General features: G+C 59.7%; 10 protein-coding genes, 1 other RNA gene and 1 pseudogene. 8 read left to right on the forward strand and 4 right to left on the reverse strand.

Annotation, left to right across the window (positions count from 1 at the left end):
- Positions 1 to 326, reverse strand: a pseudogene (locus tag AB4Z11_RS16135) (FxDxF family PEP-CTERM protein); the annotation flags it as partial.
- Positions 327 to 478: 152 nt separating this feature from the next.
- On the opposite strand from AB4Z11_RS16135, the gene AB4Z11_RS16140 reads away from it, so the two are divergent.
- Entirely contained in the window at positions 479 to 919 is a 441-nt protein-coding gene (locus AB4Z11_RS16140; RefSeq protein ID WP_442026264.1) for a hypothetical protein, read from the forward strand.
- 81 nt (positions 920 to 1,000) lie between these two features.
- Here the strand turns inward: AB4Z11_RS16140 and groL are convergent, their stop codons facing one another.
- From groL to AB4Z11_RS16155, 3 genes are all read right to left on the reverse strand, one after another.
- Positions 1,001 to 2,647, reverse strand: a complete 1,647-nt coding sequence (gene groL, locus AB4Z11_RS16145) for a chaperonin GroEL (protein ID WP_442026265.1) — start codon at positions 2,645 to 2,647, stop codon at positions 1,001 to 1,003.
- A gap of 36 nt (positions 2,648 to 2,683) precedes the next feature.
- Positions 2,684 to 2,974 carry a co-chaperone GroES gene (gene groES, locus AB4Z11_RS16150; protein WP_442026266.1) on the reverse strand — a complete coding sequence of 97 codons (291 nt, stop codon included), beginning with the start codon at positions 2,972 to 2,974 and terminating at the stop codon, positions 2,684 to 2,686.
- Positions 2,975 to 3,246: 272 nt separating this feature from the next.
- Positions 3,247 to 3,777, reverse strand: coding sequence for an FxDxF family PEP-CTERM protein (locus AB4Z11_RS16155; RefSeq protein ID WP_442026267.1), 531 nt, complete (start codon positions 3,775 to 3,777; stop codon positions 3,247 to 3,249).
- Positions 3,778 to 4,099: 322 nt separating this feature from the next.
- Here AB4Z11_RS16155 and AB4Z11_RS16160 point away from each other — a divergent pair, with 322 nt between their 5' ends.
- The 7 genes from AB4Z11_RS16160 to AB4Z11_RS16190 all read left to right on the forward strand — a co-directional run.
- A complete protein-coding gene (locus AB4Z11_RS16160) occupies positions 4,100 to 4,321 on the forward strand; it encodes a hypothetical protein (protein WP_442026268.1) in 222 nt (73 codons plus the stop codon).
- Entirely contained in the window at positions 4,318 to 4,629 is a 312-nt protein-coding gene (locus AB4Z11_RS16165) for a cell division protein ZapA (protein WP_442026269.1), read from the forward strand. Before AB4Z11_RS16160 ends, AB4Z11_RS16165 begins: the two co-directional genes overlap by 4 nt.
- 51 nt (positions 4,630 to 4,680) lie before the next feature.
- A non-coding RNA gene (ssrS, locus tag AB4Z11_RS16170) (6S RNA) lies at positions 4,681 to 4,861 on the forward strand.
- 66 nt (positions 4,862 to 4,927) lie between these two features.
- Positions 4,928 to 5,386, forward strand: a complete 459-nt coding sequence (locus tag AB4Z11_RS16175; RefSeq protein ID WP_442026270.1) for an EVE domain-containing protein — start codon at positions 4,928 to 4,930, stop codon at positions 5,384 to 5,386.
- Between the two features lie 66 nt (positions 5,387 to 5,452).
- A complete protein-coding gene (locus AB4Z11_RS16180) occupies positions 5,453 to 6,346 on the forward strand; it encodes a helix-turn-helix domain-containing protein (protein ID WP_442026271.1) in 894 nt (297 codons plus the stop codon).
- A 114-nt stretch (positions 6,347 to 6,460) separates the two neighbouring features.
- Positions 6,461 to 7,537 (forward strand): efflux RND transporter periplasmic adaptor subunit, encoded by a 1,077-nt coding sequence (locus AB4Z11_RS16185; RefSeq protein ID WP_442026272.1) that lies wholly within the window; start codon positions 6,461 to 6,463, stop codon positions 7,535 to 7,537.
- Positions 7,534 to 7,763 (forward strand): efflux RND transporter permease subunit (locus AB4Z11_RS16190; RefSeq protein WP_442026273.1); only part of this gene is annotated, 230 nt, incomplete at its 3' end. The genes AB4Z11_RS16185 and AB4Z11_RS16190, both read left to right, overlap by 4 nt.

The following is a 7,763-nucleotide window of genomic DNA, read 5'->3' on the forward strand; positions in this document are numbered from 1 at the left end:
GTGTATTCGCGCGGCGAGTAGTCGAAGGACACGGTGTACGAGTAGTCCGCCATGGTGTTGAAGCTCTGGCTGATCCAGCTGTTGGCGCTGGTGTCCAGCTCGACGTACATCGAACCGTTGGAGGCGGCGCCGGACACATTGTTGCGCACTTCGACACCGTTCTGGCCAACGGTCCAGTTGTTCATACTGGACAGCGTGGTCCAGCTGCCATTGCCGACCGCATTGGCTTCGAAGCTGCCGTTCTTGACCAGCTGGATCACGGTGGCGTTAGCGGAAGCGCTGGCCAGCAGGGCAGCAGCGGCGACGGTAAGGGCAGAAAGTTTCATTTAGTTTTCAATAGTTTCCAAATAGACAGCAAGATTGTATCACTATCAACTCTGTTGCGAAAGAAGATTCCGCTTGACACATATTCTTTCTTTTAGGAAAAATTGATGAGAGAATTATGCTTCCCGCCGTTTCTGCCGTTTTCGCCGCACCGATGCATACCGTTTCAGACGCCCAAGCCGAGCTTGACCTTCAGGCCAAAGATGCCAAACGCCATTTGACGGGCACGGTCATCATGGGCTTGATGGCGGCATGCCTGGCGTTCGTCGGGCAGAGCGCGYTGGCACAGGCGCGCCCGCTGTTCGACTTCATCGACATCGCTTACGGCGCATGGCAAAGCGGATTTCACTGGATGTTGTGGGCGGTGGCGCTGGCGTGGTTTGTGGCGCTGATCCAGGGCAGCATGCGCTACCAGGACATCACCGAGCAGCTGCGCGTGCAGCAGCGCCTCGACGATCAATACGCGCGCGCCCAGCAAGCCCGCGAAGCCGCCGAAGAACGCCGCGCTGAACGCGCCGCCGTCCGCAAAGCCGAAGAAGACCCTCCTCCCCGCAAGTTCAGCAAGAACGCCCGCAGCAACAAATTCGACTACTAAAAATTCGGAGATCTGACCCCGAATAAAAAAAGCCTGCAAGGCGAACCTTGCAGGCTTTTGTCAGCGTGAGCTGGCGATGATTTACATCATGCCGTCCATGCCGCCCATACCGCCCATGCCACCCATACCGCCCATACCGCCGGCCGGTTTGTCTTCCACGATTTCAGCAACCATGCAGTCGGTGGTCAGCATCAGGCCAGCGATGGAGGCCGCGTTCTGCAGGGCAGAGCGGGTCACTTTGGCTGGGTCCAGAACGCCCATTTCGACCATGTCGCCGTAGGTGCCGTTGGCCGCGTTGTAGCCGTAGTTGCCGGAACCTGCCAGCACGGCGTTCACCACCACCGAGGCTTCTTCGCCGGCGTTGGTAACGATCATGCGCAGTGGCTCTTCCATGGCGCGCAGAACGATCTTGATGCCTGCGTCCTGGTCGGCGTTGTCGCCTTTCACGTTCAGGGAAGCACGTGCACGCAGCAGGGCTACGCCGCCGCCAGGAACAATGCCTTCTTCCACAGCAGCGCGGGTTGCGTGCAGGGCGTCTTCAACGCGGGCCTTCTTCTCTTTCATTTCGACTTCGGTGGCTGCGCCAACCTTGATCACGGCAACACCACCAGCCAGCTTGGCCACGCGCTCTTGCAGTTTTTCGCGGTCGTAGTCGGAGGTCGCTTCTTCGATCTGCACGCGGATCATTTTCACGCGGGCTTCGATGTTGGAGGCTTCACCGGCGCCGTCGATGACGATGGTGTTTTCCTTGCCCACTTCGATGCGCTTGGCCTGGCCCAGTTCTGCCAGGGTAGCTTTTTCCAGGGTCAGGCCGACTTCTTCAGCCACGACCTGGCCGCCGGTCAGGACAGCGATGTCTTCCAGCATGGCCTTGCGGCGGTCGCCGAAGCCAGGAGCTTTCACTGCGCAGGTCTTCAGGATGCCGCGGATGTTGTTCACCACCAGGGTCGCCAGCGCTTCGCCTTCGATGTCTTCAGCGATGATCAGCAGTGGACGGCCGGCTTTCGCTACTTGCTCCAGTACCGGCAGCAGGTCGCGGATGTTGGTGATCTTCTTGTCGCACAGCAGAACGAATGGGTTCTCCAGCACGGCAACTTGCTTTTCCGGGTTGTTGATGAAGTACGGGGACAGGTAGCCGCGGTCGAACTGCATACCTTCCACGATGTCCAGCTCGTCGTGCAGGGACTTGCCGTCTTCCACGGTGATGACGCCTTCCTTGCCCACTTTTTCCATCGCTTCAGCGATACGCTCGCCGATCGAGGACTCGGAGTTGGCGGAGATCGCGCCAACCTGGGCGATTTCCTTGGAGGTGGTGGTTGGCTTGGCCATGGACTTCAGCTGCTCAACGGTGGCAGCAACTGCCTTGTCGATGCCGCGCTTCAGGTCCATTGGGTTCATGCCGGCTGCAACGTACTTCATGCCTTCGCGCACGATGGCTTGTGCCAGCACGGTTGCAGTGGTGGTGCCGTCACCGGCGTTGTCGGAGGTCTTGGACGCGACTTCCTTGACCATCTGCGCGCCCATGTTCATCAGCTTGTCTTTCAGCTCGATCTCTTTCGCGACCGAGACGCCGTCCTTGGTGACGGTCGGGGCGCCGAAGGAGCGCTCCAGCACCACGTTGCGGCCTTTCGGGCCCAGGGTGACTTTAACGGCGTTGGCGAGGATGTTCACGCCTTCTACCATTTTGGAACGTGCGGAATCGCCGAAAATAACTTCTTTAGCTGCCATGTTTGATTTCTCCTGAATTCTGGATTGAAAGGCCGATTACTTATTGATGACGGCCAGGATGTCTTCTTCGCGCATCACCAGCAGCTCTTGACCGTCAACTTTGACGGCCTGGCCGGAATATTTGCCGAACAGAATACGGTCGCCGACTTTGACTTCCAGAGCGCGGACAGTACCGTTATCAGCCACTTTGCCGTTGCCCACAGCCAGCACTTCACCCTGGTCCGGCTTTTCAGCAGCGGCATCAGGAATGATCAGACCGGACGCAGTTTTGGTTTCCTGGTCCAGACGTTTGACGATGACGCGATCGTGCAATGGGCGAAGGTTCATACAAAACTCCTTTATTCAGTTGGTAATTGCTAGTTGTGCAAGTAAATCAGCTGTTAGCACTCTCGGCTAACGAGTGCCAACAATTATATGGACGGCCTTGGGGCTTTTCAAGAGAATTTGTTTGCGGAAGGTCAAGACGAGACAGGACACCGGCTCCGCTCCTAGGCGGGCCCATGCTTTTTGCTGCAGCGGAGGCGGCGTCCTTTTTTGAACCAGAGGCGAGGAGCAGGTGCCTGCCAGGTCGTGGCAGGCACCCGGTTTATGCCCTGGGTTTACTGCTGTTTGCGACGGCGAGCGGTGGCCAGGCCAAGCACGGCCAGGCCGCCCAGCAGCATGCCGTAGGTGGCAGGCTCTGGCACAGCGGATACGCTCAGGTTGGTGGTGTAGCTGCCTGCCGACTTGGACAGCGCGCTGCCGCTGACCTGCAGGTAATAGTTGTCGGCCGCCAGTTTGCCCAGGTCCAGCACCCACTGGTCAGTCTGACCGGTGGAAAGCTGGTTGCCGGAGCTGACCAGGGYGCCGGCGGCGTTGAACAGCGAGAAACCGGTGATATCCAGGCCGTTCTTGGCGTTGCCGCTGAAGGAATACACGTCGGCCAGTACGTTGGAAACGCYGGACAGGCTGAACGTGTACTGATCGGCAAAGGTATTGCCCGAGTTGTTGCCGGTGATCAGACGGCTGGCCAGGCCTACGCCATCCGTCAGGTCGATCGGCGCGGGGGACAGGCTGATATCGGCCGCGTGGGCCGCCAGGGTGGCGCCGGTGAGCGCCAGTGCTGCTGCAATTTGCTTCAGATAAGTCATGCCTTTGCTCCTAGTTGATTTGCTACGGTTGGGGCCGCTTAAGGAGCCGTCACGGTATCAAACATACATTTCTTAAAAACTGTTTATTAACAAGCGCTTACAACTCTCCAATAGGAAATTCGGGTTGAATTTGTGAAATATTCAACCATGTCATTCATGCAAAATCAGGGACTTAACGGCAGAGCGTGAAACGGCTGGGATAGGCGTGTAGGAGAGTGCCTACGGAGAGGCAAGAAATTCTTACCGCTGGCGAGTACTCACCTGCAATTCACACAGTTACAAACGGGTTGACCGCCTTATCGTGCGGCCCTATAGTTGCGAGATGATTTCAGACTTCCAAGACCTTTCCGACAAAATCGACCAGTTGGCGGAATTGACCCAGGCACTGCGCCGGGAAAATGCCCATCTGCGTCAGGCCAACGCTGTTTTGATTTCGGAGAACATCGATTTCAATCGCCGCCTGCGTGAAGCACACGAACGCGTCGCTGCACTGCTTGAAAAAATCCCTGGCGCACCTGCGCCCGCACAAGAGGATGCACAATGATCCAGGTTGATGTGACCATCATGGGCCAGACCTACAAGCTGGCGTGTAAAGAAGGCGAAGAAGGAGCACTGCGCGAAGCGTCGAAACTGCTCGACAAAAAAATGAGCGCCATCCGCGACGCCGGCAAAGTGAAGGGCAATGACCGTATCGCGGTGATGGCGGCACTGAGCATGGCCGGTGAATTCCTCAGCGCGAAAACTGGACAGGGCCCGCTGTCGCAAATGTCGATGCTGGAAGTGCAGGAGAAGATGCGCGCCATGCAAACTGTCCTCGACAACGCACTGACGCCGCAAGAAAATCTCTTCTGATTTATTGTCCAAAAGGCCTTTCGCGAAAAGGCGTGGAGGAGTAAACTTCGTGTCACCCTGCGGTGTTCGAGATTTGCCATATATTCCTTGAACCATTTACATGCATCGGTTGCGGGAATTTGTTTGACGGGCGTGAGCGTCGCTAGTCCGATGAACCCGAAGTTGAACTAACTGCAACCACCTTGAACCGTAAGGTTCGGGATGCCGGCATAACGGCACAGGCGGGGCCTTATTCCATATGAAGCGGTTGCATGCGTCGCAAGACGCGCAACCGTTTTTTTACGTCTGGAGGAGTCGCATGCAGTATTGGCTGATGAAGTCCGAACCCGATGAAGTAAGCATCGATGATGTGATGGCCGCACCGGACAAGACGGTTCCCTGGTTCGGTGTACGCAACTACCAGGCGCGCAACTTCATGCGCGATGCGATGCAGGTCGGCGATGGTGTGCTGTTCTATCACTCGTCCTGTCCCGAGCCGGGCATTGCAGGCATTGCGGAAGTGGTGAGCTGGCCTTATCCCGACGCTACGCAGTTCGACAAGAAGAGCCACTACTTCGACGAGAAGGCGACCAAGGAAACGCCGCGCTGGATTTCTGTTGACGTGAAAGGCGTGCGCAAAACGCGCCTGCTGTCGCTGGCCGAACTGCGCACCATCCCTGCGCTGGAAGRCATGGTCGTGCTGCAGAAAGGTAGCCGCCTGTCGATCACGCCCGTCACTGCAGGCCAGTGGAAGACGCTGATGTCCCTGCTGAAGTAGGCCCAGCCCCGGGCATTGCCAGTATGGCCGGGGAAGCGCATCATTGAGGCGTCCCCGGAGAAGGGCATGGATGCCGATAACGATCAAATGCTCCGCAAGATAGCGGAATGCAGCGCTCCCCAGCGCCGCCTGTACGCCGCGCCAGCGCGGCTGCTGTCGCTGCTGCGCTATCTGCATGTGGAAGTCGGCGCCAGCGGCCCGGTGCTCTTGCCCTCCATTGCTTTCCCTTCGATGTGCGTGATCGTCAGCGGCGGCGTGCGGCTGGGCGGACCGGACGGCCTGCTGGTGACGGAAGCCTTTGTGCGCGGCCCGAACCTGCGGCCGATCCGGCTGGAATGGATGCCCGGCACCAGCCTGGTGGTGTCGGTGATGCGCGTAGGCCGTATGGGGCGCGTGCTGGATACGCCGGTCAGCGAGCTGGCCAACCGCACCATTCCGCTTGAGTTCCTGATCGATCCCGGCGCCGTGCATCAGCTGACGGACGCCGTGCGCGCGGGCTGCACGGCAGCGCAATGGATCAATGCTATCGGCGAGTGGCTGCTGGYGCGCATGCAGCTGGAGAGCCAGAACCGCGTAGCGCCCTTATGTCTGCCGGTGTCGACACTGAGCGAGCCAGCCGAGATACTGGCCGAATACACAAACTTGTCGTTGCGGCAGTTCGAACGCCGCTTCCTCGCCTCGTATGGCGTGTCCCTGCGCGATACACGGCGCCTGATGCGGCATGCATTCGCCATGACCACCATCATGCGCAATCCGCCGGGGCGCGGCCGGCTGACCGAGGTCGCGCATGAAGCGGGCTACTATGACCAGGCCCATATGGTGCGCGACTTTGCCGAGATGGCGAACATGACGCCCAGCGCGCTGATCAAGTCGATCCACGGCGAGGAAGAAGACCTTGCCGGGCGCCTGCTGCGCTACACCGGGGCCGACCGCCAACTGGTAATCGATAGTCCATTGTGAAAATTCGACAAGCGCGAATGTCGGGTTAGTACAAGAAAGCATCTGCCTCCCTTCTTTAGTATCCCGTTCGCAGCCTGCCATTTCGTGCAGGCTGCACACCGAACGGAGATACGCATGAAGACCAGCATCACAACGGGACTGGCGGCCGCAATCCTCCTCAGCGCCTGCCACCACCGCGAACCAGAGCAATACGAAGACGTGCGCCCGGTATGGGTTGCCACCGTCAGCCATAGCAAGGGCACCGTGGGCGCCGCCTATTCCGGCGAGATCCGCGCACGGCATGAACACAAGGCCGGCTTCCGTGTCGGTGGCAAGATCACCGAACGCCTGGTCGACGTGGGCGATAAGGTGGCGGCCGGCCAGGTGCTGATGCGCCTCGATCCCCAGGACGCGGCCCTCAATCTCGCGGCCTACAGCGCGCAAGCCGACTCCGCCGAAAGCCGTCTCGCGAAAGACAGTGCTGATCTCACGCGTGCCGAAGAACTGTTCCGCAAGAAGTTCATCTCGCAGGCGGAGCTGGACCAGAACCGCATGCTGGTGCGTCAGTCCAGCGCGCAGCTGCGCTCCGCCACCGCGCAGCGCGCGATGGCCGCCAACCAGCGCGGCTACACCGAGTTGCGCGCGGAACGCGCCGGCGTGGTCACGGCGATCTATGCCGAAGCAGGGCAGACGGTGGGCGTGAGCCAGGCCGTACTCGCCATCTCGGAAGCAGGTGAACGCGAGATCGTGGTCAGCGTGCCCGAGTCGCGCGTGGCCGAACTGAAGCCGGGCCGCGCAATGCAGGTCACCGCATGGACCAAGCCGGACAAGGTCTACGCCGCGCGCCTGCGTGAACTGGCGCCCGATACCGACAGCGTCACCCGCACCTACATCGCGCGCGCCACCATTCTCGAACCGGACGACAATCTGCGCCTGGGCATGACCGCCACGCTCAATCTGTCCGACGTGGAAGGCGAAGCAGCCATTCGTCTGCCGCTGACCGCCGTCACGGACCAGGGCAAGCCGACCGTATGGGTGGTCGATCCCAAGACTGAGCGTGTGCGCCAGCGGCCGGTGAAACTGCTGGCAGTGGAAGACGATACGGCCCTGATCTCCGGCGGCCTGCAGGATGGCGAGAAAGTTGTCACCGCCGGCGTGCATATGCTGCATACCGACCAGAAGGTGCGTGTGGCGGCGCGGAGCCAGCCATGAAAGACCTGAACCTCTCCGGCTGGGCGCTCAAGCACCCGCAAATGATGATCTTCCTGATTGGCCTGCTGGCGCTGTCCGGTATCTTTGCCTATCAGAAGCTGGGCCAGAAGGAAGACCCTGAATTCACCTTCCGCGCCATGGTGGTGCAGGCCAAGCTGCCGGGCGCTTCGGCCCAGCAGATGGCCGATCAGGTCACGGACAAGTTGGAAAAGAAGCTGCAGGAAGT

The organism is Pseudoduganella sp. RAF53_2, from assembly GCF_052113985.1.
GTDB lineage: Bacteria > Pseudomonadota > Gammaproteobacteria > Burkholderiales > Burkholderiaceae_D > Rugamonas.